Source organism: Chryseobacterium sp. FW101-FHT12H09, from assembly GCF_058790395.1.
Genome location: NZ_JBYTCP010000002.1, coordinates 491,908 through 506,611, shown reverse-complemented (window position 1 = coordinate 506,611; position 14,704 = coordinate 491,908). Strand labels below are relative to the sequence as shown.

Annotated in this window: 20 protein-coding genes; 10 read left to right on the top strand and 10 right to left on the bottom strand. The window is 33.8% G+C overall.

Annotated elements, in window-relative coordinates:
- Positions 1-51 precede the first annotated feature (51 nt).
- Positions 52-852, bottom strand: a complete 801-nt coding sequence (locus AC3WRL_RS08120) for a T9SS type A sorting domain-containing protein (protein WP_492330071.1) — start codon at positions 850-852, stop codon at positions 52-54.
- 180 nt (positions 853-1,032) lie between these two features.
- Between AC3WRL_RS08120 and AC3WRL_RS08115 the strand changes: the two genes are divergently transcribed.
- Positions 1,033-1,503, top strand: a complete 471-nt coding sequence (locus tag AC3WRL_RS08115) for a YdeI/OmpD-associated family protein (protein WP_492330070.1) — start codon at positions 1,033-1,035, stop codon at positions 1,501-1,503.
- 66 nt (positions 1,504-1,569) lie between these two features.
- Here the strand turns inward: AC3WRL_RS08115 and AC3WRL_RS08110 are convergent, their stop codons facing one another.
- Entirely contained in the window at positions 1,570-1,911 is a 342-nt protein-coding gene (locus AC3WRL_RS08110; RefSeq protein ID WP_492330069.1) for a nuclear transport factor 2 family protein, read from the bottom strand.
- A gap of 339 nt (positions 1,912-2,250) precedes the next feature.
- On the opposite strand from AC3WRL_RS08110, the gene AC3WRL_RS08105 reads away from it, so the two are divergent.
- From AC3WRL_RS08105 to AC3WRL_RS08095, 3 genes are read left to right on the top strand one after another with little or no spacing between them, the layout of a single operon-like run.
- Positions 2,251-2,499: a hypothetical protein gene (locus AC3WRL_RS08105; protein WP_214830226.1), complete on the top strand. Its 249-nt coding sequence runs from the start codon at positions 2,251-2,253 to the stop codon at positions 2,497-2,499.
- A gap of 19 nt (positions 2,500-2,518) precedes the next feature.
- Positions 2,519-2,971, top strand: a complete 453-nt coding sequence (locus tag AC3WRL_RS08100) for a hypothetical protein (RefSeq protein ID WP_214830224.1) — start codon at positions 2,519-2,521, stop codon at positions 2,969-2,971.
- Positions 2,964-3,221 (top strand): hypothetical protein, encoded by a 258-nt coding sequence (locus AC3WRL_RS08095; RefSeq protein ID WP_214830222.1) that lies wholly within the window; start codon positions 2,964-2,966, stop codon positions 3,219-3,221. Before AC3WRL_RS08100 ends, AC3WRL_RS08095 begins: the two co-directional genes overlap by 8 nt.
- A 2-nt stretch (positions 3,222-3,223) precedes the next feature.
- On the opposite strand, the gene AC3WRL_RS08090 is transcribed toward AC3WRL_RS08095, so the two are convergent.
- The gene (locus AC3WRL_RS08090) at positions 3,224-3,709 is read right to left on the bottom strand and encodes a hypothetical protein (RefSeq protein WP_261510638.1); all 486 of its coding nucleotides are present in this window, start codon (positions 3,707-3,709) and stop codon (positions 3,224-3,226) included.
- Positions 3,710-3,785: 76 nt separating this feature from the next.
- Between AC3WRL_RS08090 and AC3WRL_RS08085 the strand changes: the two genes are divergently transcribed.
- Complete coding sequence (locus AC3WRL_RS08085; protein WP_214830218.1) at positions 3,786-4,259, top strand: DUF6876 family protein; 474 nt, start codon at positions 3,786-3,788, stop codon at positions 4,257-4,259.
- Between the two features lie 93 nt (positions 4,260-4,352).
- Here the strand turns inward: AC3WRL_RS08085 and AC3WRL_RS08080 are convergent, their stop codons facing one another.
- The 5 genes from AC3WRL_RS08080 to AC3WRL_RS08060 form a co-directional block, all read right to left on the bottom strand.
- Complete coding sequence (locus AC3WRL_RS08080; RefSeq protein WP_214830216.1) at positions 4,353-5,888, bottom strand: YifB family Mg chelatase-like AAA ATPase; 1,536 nt, start codon at positions 5,886-5,888, stop codon at positions 4,353-4,355.
- A gap of 197 nt (positions 5,889-6,085) precedes the next feature.
- The gene (locus AC3WRL_RS08075; RefSeq protein WP_261510634.1) at positions 6,086-7,060 is read right to left on the bottom strand and encodes a T9SS type A sorting domain-containing protein; all 975 of its coding nucleotides are present in this window, start codon (positions 7,058-7,060) and stop codon (positions 6,086-6,088) included.
- 49 nt (positions 7,061-7,109) lie between these two features.
- Entirely contained in the window at positions 7,110-8,510 is a 1,401-nt protein-coding gene (locus AC3WRL_RS08070; protein ID WP_261510632.1) for a PorT family protein, read from the bottom strand.
- A complete protein-coding gene (locus AC3WRL_RS08065) occupies positions 8,503-9,069 on the bottom strand; it encodes an RNA polymerase sigma factor (protein WP_214830204.1) in 567 nt (188 codons plus the stop codon). The genes AC3WRL_RS08070 and AC3WRL_RS08065 overlap by 8 nt, the downstream gene beginning before the upstream one ends.
- Positions 9,070-9,177: 108 nt before the next feature.
- Entirely contained in the window at positions 9,178-9,756 is a 579-nt protein-coding gene (locus AC3WRL_RS08060) for a DUF4840 domain-containing protein (protein ID WP_214830202.1), read from the bottom strand.
- A 273-nt stretch (positions 9,757-10,029) separates the two neighbouring features.
- On the opposite strand from AC3WRL_RS08060, the gene AC3WRL_RS08055 reads away from it, so the two are divergent.
- Genes AC3WRL_RS08055 through AC3WRL_RS08035 form a run of 5 tightly spaced genes read left to right on the top strand, consistent with a single transcriptional unit; the run spans position 10,030 to position 12,903 of the window.
- Entirely contained in the window at positions 10,030-10,959 is a 930-nt protein-coding gene (locus AC3WRL_RS08055) for an NADP-dependent oxidoreductase (RefSeq protein ID WP_261510631.1), read from the top strand.
- 40 nt (positions 10,960-10,999) lie between these two features.
- Positions 11,000-11,509 (top strand): hypothetical protein, encoded by a 510-nt coding sequence (locus AC3WRL_RS08050; RefSeq protein ID WP_214830197.1) that lies wholly within the window; start codon positions 11,000-11,002, stop codon positions 11,507-11,509.
- Positions 11,506-11,853 (top strand): tRNA-binding protein, encoded by a 348-nt coding sequence (locus tag AC3WRL_RS08045; RefSeq protein WP_214830196.1) that lies wholly within the window; start codon positions 11,506-11,508, stop codon positions 11,851-11,853. The genes AC3WRL_RS08050 and AC3WRL_RS08045 overlap by 4 nt, the downstream gene beginning before the upstream one ends.
- Before the next feature lie 15 nt (positions 11,854-11,868).
- Positions 11,869-12,573: a 3'-5' exonuclease gene (locus tag AC3WRL_RS08040; RefSeq protein ID WP_214830194.1), complete on the top strand. Its 705-nt coding sequence runs from the start codon at positions 11,869-11,871 to the stop codon at positions 12,571-12,573.
- A 3-nt stretch (positions 12,574-12,576) separates the two neighbouring features.
- On the top strand, positions 12,577-12,903 hold the full coding sequence (locus AC3WRL_RS08035; RefSeq protein WP_214830192.1) for an SUF system Fe-S cluster assembly protein: 327 nt from the start codon (positions 12,577-12,579) through the stop codon (positions 12,901-12,903).
- Positions 12,904-12,953: 50 nt separating this feature from the next.
- On the opposite strand, the gene AC3WRL_RS08030 is transcribed toward AC3WRL_RS08035, so the two are convergent.
- Both AC3WRL_RS08030 and AC3WRL_RS08025 read right to left on the bottom strand, forming a co-directional pair.
- The gene (locus AC3WRL_RS08030) at positions 12,954-13,793 is read right to left on the bottom strand and encodes a sulfurtransferase (RefSeq protein ID WP_261510628.1); all 840 of its coding nucleotides are present in this window, start codon (positions 13,791-13,793) and stop codon (positions 12,954-12,956) included.
- 60 nt (positions 13,794-13,853) lie between these two features.
- Entirely contained in the window at positions 13,854-14,702 is an 849-nt protein-coding gene (locus AC3WRL_RS08025; RefSeq protein ID WP_492330068.1) for a hydroxymethylglutaryl-CoA lyase, read from the bottom strand.
- Positions 14,703-14,704 lie beyond the last annotated feature (2 nt).

Genomic DNA, 14,704 nt, shown 5'->3' with positions numbered 1-14,704 from the left:
TTAGTTTTAATTATAATGAATAATATAAAGGTTACTTTGCTGCGCTTTATATTATTTTTTTATAAACTTCTGAGAACCGGCAGTTCCATCTGAACTCTTAACTTTAACAATATAATTTCCAGATGGTAAGTCCTGTACAGAAACACGAACTTCTGTATTATCTGCTTTTAGGTTTTTAATGTTCTTTCCACTAAAATCGATTATTGAGATTTCCGAAATTTTTGATGCCGACGTAATATTTACGAAATCGGATGTAGGATTCGGAAATACTCTGAATAAATCTTTTTTATGATTCACTTCAGATGTGGATAATGCTGAGGCGTTCACCGTTACATTATCTACAGTAATAGAATATCCATACATCGCCACTCCCTCTAGAGCAATCTGATAAGTTGCAGATGGTGAAGGTAATGGTAATACTCCGGATGTAGTCCATGAACTTACACTGGAATTGTACGTACTTATCAAGATCCAAGCAGCTGAAGAAGATGTTCTGTAATATACTTTAAGCTCATTCTGATCTCCACCCCAATCTCTATTTCTATAATAAAATTCCAAGGTAGGGCTAGCTGTCGACGACAAATCCAATACAGGACTCACATACTTTGTTGTATCGCCATCAAATGAAGTAATATCAAATTGTGCCATATAAGAACCTTGGTAAGCTCCAGTGGTATATCCGGCATATGCAGTTTGCACATTCGTCCATTCTTTCGTTCCGGACTCATAAATTTTAGTCCATAAAGAAGAAGTTGACGAATCAGTTTCAAATGTTTCCAACCAAGGAAAACTAGTAACTTGAGCATTATATAATGCTGAAATTAACGTTAGAGAAAGTAAAATTTTTTTCATTCCATTTTTTTTAATATCAAAACAATTTACGAATTTTCAATTGATTAAATAAAAATATTTACATTTAATTAAACTAAAAACAATAAAATACACAAAACATTCTTACACTATTAAAATACTCTCATATTAAATCTTGAAAAATATTCGAAATTTCTTATTTTTGACTATAAATCGATTTACATGAGCTCTATTAAATTTTCAGCTATTATCAGACAAAATGGCGAAATAAATGCTGCGTTTGTCGAATTCCCTTTTTCCACTGAGAAAATATTTGGGAAAAAAGGACAGGTTAAAATCAAGGCTACTTTCGATGGCAATGTTGAATATCGTGGAAGTCTTTCTAAAATGAAATCTGCTTGTCATGTTTTAGGATTAACCCAGGAGATCAGAAAACAACTGAATAAAACTTTTGGCGATGAGGTTTTCGTATCTCTCATTGAGGATAAGGAAGAAAGAACTGTTGAAATTGCAAATGATATTGTTGTTGTTTTTAATGAAAACCCCAAAGCAAAAGACTTATTTGATAAAATGAGTTACACTCATAGAAAGGAATATATAAGATGGATTGAAGAAGCCAAAAAACAGGAAACACGGGAAAATAGAAAAACAAAAATGATTCAGATGATTATGGATGGGAAAAAAGGGGTTTAACTAACCTTATCACACTATTACAATCTGTAAAGAATATCATTTCAGAATTTCAATTGGTATCCGCAACTAACTCTCAATAACAAAAGCCTCCAATTCAATCATTTTACCGTTGTGAAATCTCCAAACATCACAATAAGAGTAGTTGATGATCTTTCCCCCTTTGTTTTTCATACTTATTTTACCAACTGCTGTTACAAAATCACCCTCACCTATTAGTTTTTCAACTCTAAACTTAGGGGGCTCTATATATGTTGTTGCCATATATTGCCTGACCTCCTCCTTTCCTTGTAAGATCTGTTCACCAACAAAAGTCCATTTCGTATCATCAGCACAGAATGCCAAAAACCCTTCATAATCTCCTTTTGTAATGGCCAAATTTGCTTTTTCTAAGATCTCTTTGTTACTCATATCCTTTATAATTTTATTTTTTTTGAAAAAATGCACCTATAGCTAGGTAAGTCTCCAAATAAGATCAAAAGCTTCTTTTAAGAACTTTTTTTCCAAAGTAAGGCTTAATTAGTAAAATAAAAACAAAGTTATGTGCTTTGAAATGAAAATTTTACTAAAAAATAGTAGCATATAAAAATATATTCACTACTTTTGAATTCATCGCGTAGTGATATAAGGTTTTTAGATAATTTGTTAATTTTAATTACTATTAAAAGATGAAAAACATTACCTTATTTTTTTTAACATAAATTTAAGTTTTATCTCTTATCTTTATGTTGTAAAAAAATATATATTGTTATGAATCTAAAATTAATTTTGTCAGGAATTATTTTGATATCTCTTTTGGTAGCTTGCGCGGATAGAAATGATGATGAAATGACCACACAACAATCCAAGAGTATCAAATCAGATATGAAAAGATTAAAGACGGTAAAAGTTATTACCGACTCAGTGAGAGCATCAGAAATTCCAACTAATCCACCAGCAATAAATGAACCAGCAGCAAACGAAACAATCGACCCAACGAAACCGGATAGGCCTAGGTAAGCTCACTATCCAGATTGTTATGTCAGCTTTTGTGCTGATATCAGCAATTTTACCATTTCTGAACAACATCGTTGGTTATTTTACCGACGTGAATGTCCAGTTAGCAAATAATGCTGGTGAAAGGCGTTTGGATCTTGATTCGGCTATTTACTTTTTATCAATCCCATCGTGCATTATACTTCTTGCGCTAGGAGGATTATTTAAAGCTCATCGATATACATTCTATGCTGTTTTCGTTTCTGGATATTTTCACCTAGCAACGTATATTAAATTCATATTTTTTAATAAGAATATTATATCGGGATATGCAGACATTGCAATTGTTGTAATTATTGCCTTAATCGTTTATCTGATATATCGATTAGATAATTACTATCGAGAAATAAGTGTAATTGATAAATTTAATAATAGTACATTAGAAAGATTTTCTTCCATACTATTTAAACGAAATGACATCACTAAAAATGAGTAATCACAGAGAAAGTTTAAAGATTCTTGTTGCTCTTAGTGATAAACTTTGGGAAGATTATATTCATGAAATCTTATCTGAGGAGCAATACTTAAAGAAAATGAGTTTAGTAAAAAAGGAGATCAATAATGGATTTATTGGTACAATGCAGGATTTGGAAATTTTCACCGATGAACTCGGGTATCTCATTTTAAATGCTCCTACAAAAACATTGATTTCTAATAAAGAAAAGATCATTGTAAATAAGAATTAAACTTACTTTGAATCTGCTTTATCTTGAACCTGGGATAGAATTTTTTCTAAATACTTACCTTGTTTTATAATAGCAGCATCTAATTTCTTCTCCATTTTCGATATTTGATTTTGTATGAAGAGTAAACTTTTATCTTGAGTATTGTACTGGGCATAGATATTTGCCAGTAAATCTCCAATTCCTTCATTAAAATTTTCACTATATAAAAGATCGCCAGATGATTGGGGATCTTTTTTTTGTTCCTCTTCCTCCACAGCATTTAAATCTAAAACACCTTCCCCTTTTATCAACCAATGTAAGTGGTTATTTAATTCCGGATATACGGAAAGTACTTTAACAACCTTATCAATTCCCAAGTCGCTCTTTAGTCCTGCTCCTTTGAAATTAGAAGCAGACATTCCAGTTTCTCTATAAAAAGACTCCTTTTTAATACTTTTTTCTTCCAGATAAAATAGTATCCTCTCCTTTATGGTTGTTATTTTGTCCATTTATATTTAAATTAGTCTAAATTTTGACTATATTTGTGCAAAGGTAATAAAACAAAATTAACATAAATATTTAAATATGAAAAATTTCACAGAACCTACAAGTGCCTATTACAATAATTTCAAGACTCCAGAAACTTTTCGTAAATATAAATCTCCTTCAGCTTTAAAAACAAAGATCATGACTAACAGAAACAGTAGCCGTAGAAATTTTGCCAACGATTTATACGATGTTTATTCAGTTCCGCAAGACCTACATGATTACAAAGATGGATATAAATTTACAGAAGGAATTTATGATTTAACAAATTATGAAGATTGTTTGTGGTTATTGGATCTGATATTGGATCAGCAAATAGATTTAAATCCCGAGTTTCAAATATGGTATTTTACAAGAACTCATCAGAATTCTTTTACCCTAGTATGTAAAAACAAAGAAGGCAATAAAATAGCTGAAACAGAAAATGTACAGGCAAATTTTTATTTTGATGATGTTACAATTATAAAAAAGGATCAATTATTCTGTTTACCTATTGAAGAAAAAAACTATTAAAAATATGAATAAACTCTTCCCTTAAGCTCTTCTTGTAGTTTCAATCTTGGGTTTTATTTCTTTTAGGTTTTAAGATTTTTTCGTCAATCTATATCAGGCATTCCAAAATTCTCTGTCCAGGCTTCTATATTGTATCGCTTCGGAGATATGCTGTGACAAAATATTTTCAGATTCCTCAAGATCTGCAATTGTTCTGGCTACTTTTAAAATTCTGTCATAGGCTCTTGCAGAAAGATTTAATTTATCCATTGCTAATTTTATTAAGGAAAATGAAACCCCATCTAATGCACAAAATTGTTCGATTTGCCGAGGACCAATCTGGGCATTACAACTGATTTCTAAACCCTCATATCTTTCTTGCTGTATTTCACGGGCTTTTAAAACCCTTTTTCTGATATCTTCACTTCTTTCACCACTCCTTTTTTTTGTTAGCTGGTCGAATTCAACCTTTTGAATTTCAATGTGGATATCAATACGATCTAAAAGAGGGCCTGATAATTTGTTCATGTATCGTTGCATCTCCATAATGCTCGAGGTATTATTGGGATCATCTGGAAAATATCCGCTAGGACTTGGATTCATTGAAGCGATCAGCATAAAACTTGCTGGATAATTGACGGTAAATCTAGCCCTTGAAATCGTTACTTCCCTATCTTCCAGGGGCTGTCGCATGACTTCGAGAACTGTCCGTTTGAACTCAGGCATTTCATCAAGAAATAGAACACCATTGTGAGCCAGAGAAATTTCGCCAGGCTGAGGATAACTTCCACCACCCACTAAAGCAACATCTGATATGGTATGATGGGGTGATCTGAAGGGGCGAATGGTCATTAGAGAAGTCTCTGTTCCAATTTTCCCAGCAACAGAATGAATCTTTGTTGTTTCTAAAGCCTCCTTTAAAGTTAGTGGTGGTAAAATACTTGGAACTCTTTTTGCTAACATTGTTTTTCCACTTCCCGGTGGACCAATTAAAATAATATTATGTCCTCCTGCTGCTGCAACTTCCATAGCTCTTTTTGCAGTCTCCTGCCCCTTTACTTCTGAAAAATCAAATGGAAATTGATTAACCTTTTCCTGGAATTCTTTTTTTATATCTAAAACAACCTTTTCAATAGGTATTCCTTCGTTAAAGAAATCAATTACTTCTTTAATATTATCAGCTCCGTACACATCGAGACCTTCTACTACTGCTGCTTCCCGGGTATTTTGTTTGGGTAGAATAATTCCTTTAAAGCCTTCCTCGCGAGCCTGAATAGCAATGGGTAAAACCCCTTTTATAGGATGTAAACTTCCATCCAATGAAAGCTCTCCCATGATAATGTAATCTTGAATATTTTCAGCAAGAATTTGATCTGAAGCAACTAAAATCCCTATAGCTATACTTAAATCATAGGCAGAACCTTCCTTTCGAAGATCTGCAGGAGCCATATTAATTGTGATTTTCTTTCCCGGAATTTTTAATCCTACATTTTTTAAGGCTGCCGAGATTCTGTAACTGCTTTCTTTAATAGCATTATCGGGAAGCCCCACCAAATGATAGCCAACGCCTCCTGTATCGACATTTACCTCAATAGTAATAGTCTGAGCTGCAACTCCATGAATTGCGCTTCCATAAATTTTGATCAACATTTGTGTGTGTTTTAAAGTAAATATAATTTAATTTTTCCTGAATAAATAACTATCAGTCAATATTGTAATAATATTGATCTCAAATACACTGATCATGTCAGCCGTATTCTTTAAAAAAAATGTCGGTGCAGAAAAAATTCTACACCGACTCCACAATTACTGAAAAAACTAACTGAGTTATAAGGGGGCACCCAGTTTTACTTTTTAATGAATTTATTTTTATACGTTTGATCTTTTGAATCCTTAGAAACAATAATATACGTTCCAACAGCCAATCCGCTTACATCAATAGGTTGATTATAGGTATGATTCTTTTTTTGTAGAACAAGCCTTCCTGAAGCATCAATAATGGAAACCTCCTTATATACTTTATCGGAATCTTTTCCAATAAATACAAACTGTGCCGCTGGATTAGGATATATTGTTAAATCATTCGTTTTCTTTGGTCCTGTTTCATCAGTTCCCAGATTACAAAAACTCCAGTTTCCAAAATTCAATTTCACAAAAGAACCTAAACCCAGGAATTCACATTGATCCGGACAGTACGCCGTACATGCATAATAACCATATTCACCTGATCCCGTTGCAATATAAGTATCTCCTGTTACTCCTGTTATGATACAAGGGTCTCCCGGAACCGGTGGTATATTACTTGGCGCACATTTGTACCAGGTATGGGCTCCGTATAGTACTGGGAATGCATCGTCAAATTGTACTGATGCACCATTACAAACATTGTATTCTCCACCTCCTAAATCTTCATAAGTTCCCGGAGTCAGAGTGGTCATCATAGCTGGAAGAGCATATGCATATCCATCTGCCATAACTTCCGCACTTTGTGCTGTACAATCATTAAGGGTAACTTCCACCTTAAAATTATAAAGCATATCATTAGCTCCATTGATTGTCAGGTTTTGGGAATTAGCCCCAGAAATAGGAACCCAAGGATTTGTATTTGGGGACTGCCATGTCCACATCTGTTTGTACCATTGGTAACTACCATAATTTTGTGTTGAAAGTATTTCAGACTCTGTGTTACAAAACACAATTTTATTTGGGAATTGAGCTCCTAATCTAGGACTGGTAATGGTAGGTGTAAATGAACACTGTGCATTTATTCTTAAAATACTTAAAAATAAGAACAGTGATAAAAAAATTAGTTTTGTTTTCATATATAAATTTTTATGGTTGGTTAGTATTTTTAATAACAGTATTAAGAAATTAATCCAGTAATATCCTGATACCAAATTTGATATTTAAGTTTAAAGGTTTCTCCTTATAAATGGTGTTCAGGGAACTATTATCTTTGAAATGATAGCCAACACCAGGCTCTGCATAGACTCCAATTTTATCGACAAGTTTCAATTGTACCCCCAAAGCAGTATTTAATGAAACCTGTACTGGCTGGCTGGGTAAATCTTCTTTTGTCTCTTCATTGACAACATTATCTACCACATATTTCGTTGTAAAGTTTCCAGCAACAGATTTTTCAACAAGAGCACCACCGGTAATGTATCCTGTAAATCTTCCTTTCTGTATTACATTATAATTTACCTGTACCGGAATCCCAATATAATGAACCGTCTGTTCACTTTTCACGAAATTAGACTGACTGCCGGAGTGAAGCTCAGATGATAATTTGGTATAATTTAGTCCTGTCCCTATACCCCATCTTTTTCCTAAGTTATAATATAAAGAAATTCCTAAATTCAATGGTACCTTATGTCTCAATGTTGCCTCTACATTTTTGTTTTGGTTAGCTAATAAAACACCAACAAATGGATCATTATCATATGCTGAGGCACTCCACATCTCACTGATGCTCAAAGGCTGACCACTCATTGTTGCATATCCGGGGAACTGCTGAGATTCAGAAGAAGCTTTTCCCGTTAACATACTTAGCATCCATGATCTATTCGCCCTTTGCTTTTTCAGTTTTGCTGTGCTCGCCATGGATTGGTTTTGCATTTCCAGATCTGTTTCAGAAATAAGTTCGTTGATCTCATCTCTGCGATTAATGGAGCCATTATCTTCAATATGAGGAATTTGTTTCTGTATTATAGTGCCTGATTGTCCTAACAAATAAGGTAACAGACTTGTATCTGTTGTTTCCTTATTATAACCCATATCCGGATTTCTTCCCAAATTCTGATATAGACTGTTTTGAAAAATATTTCCTGTTAAAGAGGCCAATTCATGTGATCCAATTTTATTTGAAACATCATGATCAATATTGACATTTCCATTTCTATTCACAGGAATCGTTCCATTATTGGATAAATGATCCTGCTTTATTTTATTTCTCTGTTCAGGAGAATAGGTCATTTTTGGTGCTACTTCTTTTTCATTATCTACCTTAAGCAGCTGTTTTCCTATGATAAAAAATAATGCAATTGCAGCTGCAATTCCGGCAACTCTGTATACCAAAGGTTTAATCTTTTTGGCTGGAACTTGATTTTCCTCTTCATCTGAACGACTTCCCTCAGTAGGAAAGCCTACAACAGTATTTTTCTCCTCTTCAAAGGATAATTCATCCTTTATATCATTCCATAATTCATCCGGAACATCACTTGTATGATCTTCCATCTTCCTGCGCAGCTCGTTTAACCATTGATTATTCATATTGCGCCTTTGTTAACATTTTATACTCCTTAATTTTCTGAACAAGCATGCCTTTAGCTCTATGAAATTGCGAAGCCGAAGAATTTTCTGCTATTCCCAGTAATTCCGCAATTTGTTTATGACTTTTATTTTCAAACACATACAGATTAAAAACAGTTCTGTAACCATCCGGAAGAGAGCGAATCATTTCCATAATAACTTCTTGCGGTACTTCCTCCAGATTAGGTTCCGCTTCTTCGGTTATATCAGGAATTTCAAAATCATCCGTTACTATTTTAAAGTCAGAATATTGTCTGATATGCTTTAATGATTCATTAACAACAATCCTGGTTATCCATGCTTTTAGAGAACCATTTCCACGGTACTCGAATGAATTTATCGAGCGAAACATTTTAATAAAACTATTTTGTAATACATCATGGACATCATCTTTACTGATGATATAGCGGGAGCACACATACGAGAGGTTTCCGGAATAAGCTCCGAAAAGCTCCTTCCATGCAGCTTCTTCCTTTAACAGAAGACGGTCTACTAAAATCTGCTCCTTATTTGCCTCCATTGATTATGTTACACTGACACCCTGGTTTAATGATCAATTTAATCTTAATACAAAAATAGGTTGCATCATTGCAAAGCGCAACCTATTTTTAACTAACTCTACTATTATCTAATATTTTAAGCAATATGGAAAATCATACTTAATAACCTCATACGGCGTTAATACAACTCCATCTACTGTTATCTTTTCTGCTACCAAACCAAACTTCATCCCATCATCCTGTCTTACATAGAAGCCTTTTTCTTTGGCTGTAAATGTCACTACTGTATTTTTAATGGTTCCATCCACAGGAATCTGAATAGTCAGTACTTTGGGAGTAAAAGCCAATTCCAACACATTATAATTGGTATTTATGGTTGCAGTATAATTAAGGTTATATTTAACTTTCCCTATTGCAGTTAATGCCGCTTCAGCTTTTACAGGATCCTTAACTACCGATTTCACGATTTCTTTTATAGGAAGATCAGTGAACTTAATAGTATCTTTTTTTGCAGTGAAATTAACTGCTGCCTCTGCCTTTATATTTCCCTGACTTGTTATCAGTTTAGCTCTATAGTTTCCTATAACATCCTGTAGTTTCACGGGCGGAATATCTGGTCCATTATCATTATTACACGAAACTAAACTAAGACTTACAAAACCAATCAACAAAGCCATAAAAGCTTTAAGTACTATGAATTTTTTCATTTTTTAAATTTGTTGTATTAAACACTTATTTTTACTTTGAGTACTCATTTATATAAACCCGCCTTTTAGAAAATCTTGCATGAATTTTTCAAAAAGAATTAAAAAAACATACAAACACTTGATATTCAGAATAAAAAAAAACATAAAAATAGTTTCTTCATTAAATAATTAATACAGAAACAGAATCGTGTTTATTGAATCCAACATGACTTACACAGATAAGATCAATAAAATCCTTATATTAGATCATCATTAAGCATCATAAAAAAAATTATGAAAGCAATCATTATAAAAGAATTTGGAGGAGCTGACAAACTTGAAATAGTAGATACAGAAAAACCTCAAATAAAAGATGATCAGGTTTTAGTAAAGGTAAAAGCGTTTGGAATAAATCCTGTGGACACCAAAATAAGATCTGGAAGTCATATTACCTCTAAAACATTGCAATTACCCGTAATTCTGGGAAAAGATATAAGTGGGGTTATTGAAAAAGTTGGCAAAAATGTTCTGGAGTTTCAAGTGGGAGATGCCGTTTTTGGACTTGCCAGTCAAACCTATGCTGAATATGTAGCCTTAAGCCCTGACGTTATTGTCAAAAAACCAGAAAGAATCAGTTTTGAAGAAGCTGCAGCAGTATCATTAGCTGGTCTTACTGCTTATCAGGCAATTCATGATCATTTAAAAGTTTCCTCTGGAGACCAAATTTTAATTCAATCCGCCGCAGGAGGCGTTGGACATCTGGCAGTACAGTTTGCTAAAATAGGGGGTGCATTTGTAAGCGGAACTTCTTCAGGTAAAAATATTGACTTCATTAAAGCCCTTGGTGTTGATCTTCCAATTGATTATAAAAATGAGAGGTTTGAAGAAAAAGTATCTGACCTGGATGAAGCATTGGATACAATGGGTGGGGACGTTTTATATAGATCGATCAATTGTGTGAAGCCTGGTGGAAGACTTGTGTGTCTTCCTTCCTATACCAAAGATGATCCGAAAGCTATAGAGCTTGCCCAAAAACGAAATGTTGATCTAATGTGGACCATGCTTAATTTTAAAAAAGAGCAGTTGCAGATTATTGCAAACCTATTAGATGAAAATAAACTTAAAGTGCATGTAGATAAAATTTTTCCAATTGAAAAAATAGCAGAAGCACATCAGGCGATCGAAACCCATGGTACCAAGGGAAAGATTGTAATTCAAATGTAATTTCTATTATTTTAATACATTTGTTAAAAACATATTTTGAATGAACTTTGAACAAATCAATCTACATCTTGATGCCTACAAAGAACACAATCAGATTATAGATGCAGCTAACTATCTGATTCATTCTTTTAATTTGGAACATGAAAACTTTGCAGGATTTGATTTCCGGGAAGAGTTATCTCCCAACTCAATGCTTTTGACCGCTGAGGGACAACTCGGACAACCGCAAAAAGTAATGATTCCCAGAAATTTATTTGATTTTGATTTGAATCTTGTTCTTAATATGGTCGCCCATGAAATGCTTCATGTGAGACAAAAAGCCCCCGGTAATTTTATTGAAGATAAAAACGAAAGAGAGTTTCAGGCCTATTCTGAAATGCTTTTTCACAAAGTTTTCCCACAAATCCCTGAGGTTTCAGATTTTCATAAAAAATTTTTCGCCAATAAAGCTTTAGAGTATTATAAAAGAATGGGTGAAGGTTCAGAGCTTCAGAAAAAATATGCAGAACAGAAAATAGAAGTAGAACAGTTAATTAACCAATTATCATGATTATAAAGCCAGAAATATCCTGGGGAGATTTCGAAAAAATAGATATAAGATGCGGAACCATTATTTCCGTTAATGATTTTGAAAAAGCCAGAAACCCCTCTTACCAGTTAGATATTGATTTTGGAGATCTTGGCATTAAAAAATCCTCTGCTCAGATTACAACGCTATACAAAAAAGAAGAGCTAATAGGAAAACAGATTTTAGCGGTTGTAAACTTTCCAAAAAAGCAGATTGCTAATTTTTTCAGTGAATGTTTGGTATTGGGTGTATATGGAGAAGATAAAAGTGACGTCACTCTCCTGGCTCCATCATTGCCCGTAAAAAACGGCATGCAGGTTGGCTAAAAACACAAAATACTTATGATACAACACATTCAATTAGAAAAGATCTTATTCCTTGATATTGAAACCGTTCCGAATGCAGGATCATGGGATGACCTATCAGAAACAGATCAAAAGCTTTGGGACAAAAAAACAAGATTTCAACGGAAAGATGAAACTTCAGCGGAAGAATTCTATCCTGAAAGAGCAGGTATTATGGCTGAATTTGGTAAGATCATTTGTATTACAATTGGAATGGTCGAAAAGAATAATACCCTGAAAATTAAAAGTTTTGCCGATCACGACGAAAAAAAGCTTCTTGTGGAATTCGGAGAAATATTTAATAGTCCAAGACTTCGGGATGTAATTCTTTGTGCCCATAATGGGAAGGAGTTTGATTTTCCATGGATCGCGAGGCGCTTTTTAATTAATGGAATTCAACCTCCAGTTCCGTTTCAGATGTTTGGAAAAAAACCGTGGGAAATCCCTCATATTGATACAATGGAACTCTGGAAATTCGGAGATTATAAAAGCTTTATTTCCTTAGAGTTATTAGCTCATGTTTTTGGAATTCCCACTCCAAAAGATGACATCGATGGTTCAATGGTTTCATCAATCTACTACATAGAAAAAGACTTGCAAAGAATAGTTGACTATTGTGAAAAAGATGTCTTAACTTTGGCAAATATTTTCCGGCGTATGCGTCAGGAAGATTTATTGAAAAGAAATATCAATCTAGATTAAAAAATGAAATTTACAGACGATCAAATTGCTGATATAGGAGAAGAAATTATAAGAGTACTAAAATCCGTATATGACCCTGAAATCCCTGTGGATATTTACGAGTTAGGACTTGTTTACGATGTACAGATTTCTGAGGATGGTGATGTGAAAATCATTATGACCCTTACTACACCAAACTGTCCTGTTGCAGAATCCCTTCCACAAGAAGTAAAGGATAAAGTTCAGGCGGTAGAAGAAGTAAAAAGCGTTGATTTAGAACTTACTTTTGAACCTAGCTGGAATAAGGATATGATGAGTGAAGAAGCCAAATTCGAATTAGGAATGCTTTAATCATTAAAATACAATATAAAAAACCGCAGAAATTCTGCGGTTTTTTTGTTTTAAATATCTTTCGCTATTTCTTTCCCTTCTCTTCTGCTCCACTCGCTCCACGATCCTACATATAAGTTAGGAATCTGTAAACCAGCATATTCCAAGGCTAAAATCGTATGACAGGCTGTAACTCCAGAACCACAATGAATGATTAAATTCTCAGGCTTGTCTTTCAGCAATTTTAAATATTTCTCCTTTAAAATTTCAGGATTTAAGAATTTCCCGTTTTCATCAAGATTTTCAGAAAAAGGAATATTAATTGCTCCCGGAATATGTCCGGCTACCAAATCTATAGGTTCAGATTCTCCTTTATACCGGTAAGCATCCCTAACATCAATCACCGTTGAAGAATTGTTTACTAGTTCATTTTCAACATTTTCCAAACTTGAAGTAGGAAGAAGCCATCTTTCTTTTTTAATAATAGAAGCTTTCTCAAAAACTTCTTCACCTGATGTAAATTCCAGTCCTTCTTTTTCAGCGGCTTGAAAACCTCCATCTAGTACCTGAACATGATCTAATCCAAAAGACCGCAACATCCACCAGGCTCTCGCTGCAGCGTTGGATCCGTTTTTATCATCATACACAACAATATGGGCATTTTCTGAAATTCCTAAGTCAGATAAGGTTTGGCTAAACTTTTCAACACCTGGAAGCGGATGTCTTCCACCAAATGCAGCATCATCTCCAATTTCAGCAAGGTCTTTATCTAAATTAATAAATCTTGCTCCTTTAATATGCTTCTCAAGGTAGTTTTGGTAAACGTCCTTTCCTACCCTTGCATCAAGGATAATGAGGTTTTTGTTTTGGAAATTTTCTTTTAGTTCTGAAGTTGAAATTATAGGAGACATCTGATTTAAATTTAATTATTAAAAGCGGGCTTAAACCCACTCTTATTGATTTTTATATTTTTAAAAATGAAAAATATCTTTCGCTATATTATATGAGCTCTCAAAGTTTAAAAGATTCAGATTGTGATCTACTTTTTCAACGCTCATAAAATTAATGACTTGCTCTGTTGGCATATTTCCAACCAGATCATCTTCCGCCATAGGACATCCTCCAATTCCTTTTATCGCGCTATCAAACCTTCTACAACCTTTATCATATGCTGCTTTCAGTTTTGAATAAGAATCTTCGTAACGATTATGAAAATGCCCTCCGAAATGAATTTCCGGATGTTTTACCGGTATCCTTTCGAATAAAAGAGCAATTGTTTCTGATGTTGCAACACCTGTCGTATCAGATAATAAGATATTTTTAATTCCAATGTCAGAAAATCTTTGTGCCCAGAATTCCACATCTTCGACCTTCCACATTTCTCCATACGGATTACCAAAAGCCATTGAAAAATAAATATTCAATTCCTTATTTTCGGTTTTTACCAATTCCAGCATTTTAACAACATCATTAAAAGCCTCTTCCTGGTTTTTGTTTGTATTTCTATGTTGGAATGTTTCAGAAATAGAAAAGGGAAATCCAAGAATATCTACAGACTGGTGTTTCAAAGCTTTTTCAGCTCCTCTATAATTTCCGATAATTGCAGAAATTTTTGTATTCGATAAGGATTTGTCAATGTTTTCAGCAACCTCATCAGAATCGGCCATCTGTGGAATTGCTTTAGGAGAGACAAAACTCAGACTATCCAGCACATCAAAACCCACTTCCATTAGCGAATTGATGTAATCTATTTTTTTATTTGTGGGAATAAATTCTCCCCAACCTTGCATGGCATCTCTAGGACATTCAGTAAGAAACATTT

Coding starts and splice junctions, on each gene's coding strand:
- AC3WRL_RS08110 (WP_492330069.1), bottom strand. CDS start 1,911: ATGAGTAACAAAGAGATCTTAGAAAAAGCAAATTTGGCCATTACAAAA.
- AC3WRL_RS08095 (WP_214830222.1), top strand. CDS start 2,964: ATGAGTAATCACAGAGAAAGTTTAAAGATTCTTGTTGCTCTTAGTGAT.
- AC3WRL_RS08070 (WP_261510632.1), bottom strand. CDS start 8,510: ATGAATAATCAATGGTTAAACGAGCTGCGCAGGAAGATGGAAGATCAT.
- AC3WRL_RS08055 (WP_261510631.1), top strand. CDS start 10,030: ATGAAAGCAATCATTATAAAAGAATTTGGAGGAGCTGACAAACTTGAA.
- AC3WRL_RS08085 (WP_214830218.1), top strand. CDS start 3,786: ATGAAAAATTTCACAGAACCTACAAGTGCCTATTACAATAATTTCAAG.
- AC3WRL_RS08090 (WP_261510638.1), bottom strand. CDS start 3,709: ATGGACAAAATAACAACCATAAAGGAGAGGATACTATTTTATCTGGAA.
- AC3WRL_RS08065 (WP_214830204.1), bottom strand. CDS start 9,069: ATGGAGGCAAATAAGGAGCAGATTTTAGTAGACCGTCTTCTGTTAAAG.
- AC3WRL_RS08115 (WP_492330070.1), top strand. CDS start 1,033: ATGAGCTCTATTAAATTTTCAGCTATTATCAGACAAAATGGCGAAATA.
- AC3WRL_RS08040 (WP_214830194.1), top strand. CDS start 11,869: ATGATACAACACATTCAATTAGAAAAGATCTTATTCCTTGATATTGAA.
- AC3WRL_RS08050 (WP_214830197.1), top strand. CDS start 11,000: ATGAACTTTGAACAAATCAATCTACATCTTGATGCCTACAAAGAACAC.
- AC3WRL_RS08035 (WP_214830192.1), top strand. CDS start 12,577: ATGAAATTTACAGACGATCAAATTGCTGATATAGGAGAAGAAATTATA.
- AC3WRL_RS08105 (WP_214830226.1), top strand. CDS start 2,251: ATGAATCTAAAATTAATTTTGTCAGGAATTATTTTGATATCTCTTTTG.
- AC3WRL_RS08075 (WP_261510634.1), bottom strand. CDS start 7,060: ATGAAAACAAAACTAATTTTTTTATCACTGTTCTTATTTTTAAGTATT.
- AC3WRL_RS08080 (WP_214830216.1), bottom strand. CDS start 5,888: ATGTTGATCAAAATTTATGGAAGCGCAATTCATGGAGTTGCAGCTCAG.
- AC3WRL_RS08045 (WP_214830196.1), top strand. CDS start 11,506: ATGATTATAAAGCCAGAAATATCCTGGGGAGATTTCGAAAAAATAGAT.
- AC3WRL_RS08030 (WP_261510628.1), bottom strand. CDS start 13,793: ATGTCTCCTATAATTTCAACTTCAGAACTAAAAGAAAATTTCCAAAAC.
- AC3WRL_RS08120 (WP_492330071.1), bottom strand. CDS start 852: ATGAAAAAAATTTTACTTTCTCTAACGTTAATTTCAGCATTATATAAT.
- AC3WRL_RS08100 (WP_214830224.1), top strand. CDS start 2,519: ATGTCAGCTTTTGTGCTGATATCAGCAATTTTACCATTTCTGAACAAC.
- AC3WRL_RS08025 (WP_492330068.1), bottom strand. CDS start 14,702: ATGTTTCTTACTGAATGTCCTAGAGATGCCATGCAAGGTTGGGGAGAA.
- AC3WRL_RS08060 (WP_214830202.1), bottom strand. CDS start 9,756: ATGAAAAAATTCATAGTACTTAAAGCTTTTATGGCTTTGTTGATTGGT.